The organism is Xanthovirga aplysinae, from assembly GCF_009711365.1.
Taxonomy (GTDB): Bacteria; Bacteroidota; Bacteroidia; order Cytophagales; family Cyclobacteriaceae; genus Xanthovirga; species Xanthovirga aplysinae.
Genome location: NZ_SMMB01000797.1, coordinates 1 through 1,143 on the forward strand (window position 1 = coordinate 1; position 1,143 = coordinate 1,143).

Genomic DNA, 1,143 nt, shown 5'->3' on the forward strand with positions numbered 1-1,143 from the left:
AATTATTGTAAAAAATAGACCTAAATAACAAATATCAATTGATTGAGTCGTTTGAAGAAAAGTGCATACAACGTCCCATAAAACTATCGCTTGCGACACCTTTGGTTAAATCAAAAAAATTAATAATCAGCCGAAAATAATGATTTAATAGATTTTGAAAATGAGTTTGGCTTTAGGAAGTTAAGGCTGCAAGCAATATGGCCCTTAAACCATCAGTTCTTCTTCCATAGGATCCATAGTATTCCTCCTTTTTTCCTTTACAGTAGTGACAAACCCAAACCTGACCTTCAATTTTAAGAAATGAATTTCATAAAGATGGAAGGACAACCAAGCAGTAGCCATACTGATTGAAAGAGCTAAAGCTGTTTCCCATACCAATACCCCAAACAAAGATTTATTGGTCCCCAAAATCTGAGAAATATGCGTAGCACTCAAAATACCAATAAAATGTAAGCAATAGAGGCCATAGGTATACTTCCCCCATTGGGTAAAGAATTTGTTATTACCGACCTTAAAAAAGGAATGGTTGCTATAATTCTGCTCCAGAATAATAAAACCGAAGAAGGTGGAGAGGGTCAGGTTTTCAAAAGTAATACCCATTGGAGAGGCGAAGATATCCTTTCTAAAAATGATTAGGAGGATGCCTAGAAGATATATACTGAATATAAGTGGCTTCTTTAGATAACTTATATTTGTCACAAAACTTTCTTTTTCGAAACAAAGCCAGGCCAACAAGCCACCCAATGCCATGTCAGAAATCACACTAAAAGTATGGAAATAGATGACAGAAGAATCAGCATAATGAAAGTAGCGAAAAAACAGAGACCCTATTAATATGGTTAAAAACAACAATGGACGCTGTTTTCTAAAAAGGGCCATAAATAACGGCCAAAAAAGATAAAACTGCTCCTCAATTGAAACAGACCAAAGCACCCCCAGAATAGAAGCATCGGGAAGACCATTTTTGATGTTGTTGATATTGCTTAAGAAACTAACAAAAAGCCAGGGATTGGCTGTTTCGTTGGGGACTTGCCCAAACAAGGATTTTAATAAAGGAAAAACAATAAAACCAAAAAACAAACAAAAGAAATACAGTGGCCAAATACGCAATAAGCGCCGAAGGTAAAAATAGGGGATATTGAT

General features: G+C 35.5%; 1 protein-coding gene. It reads right to left on the reverse strand.

The window, feature by feature from the left end:
• Positions 1–204: 204 nt before the first annotated feature.
• Positions 205–1,143, reverse strand: a 939-nt coding sequence (locus tag E1171_RS05850) for an acyltransferase family protein (protein ID WP_187696285.1), incomplete at its 5' end; no start/stop codon positions are given.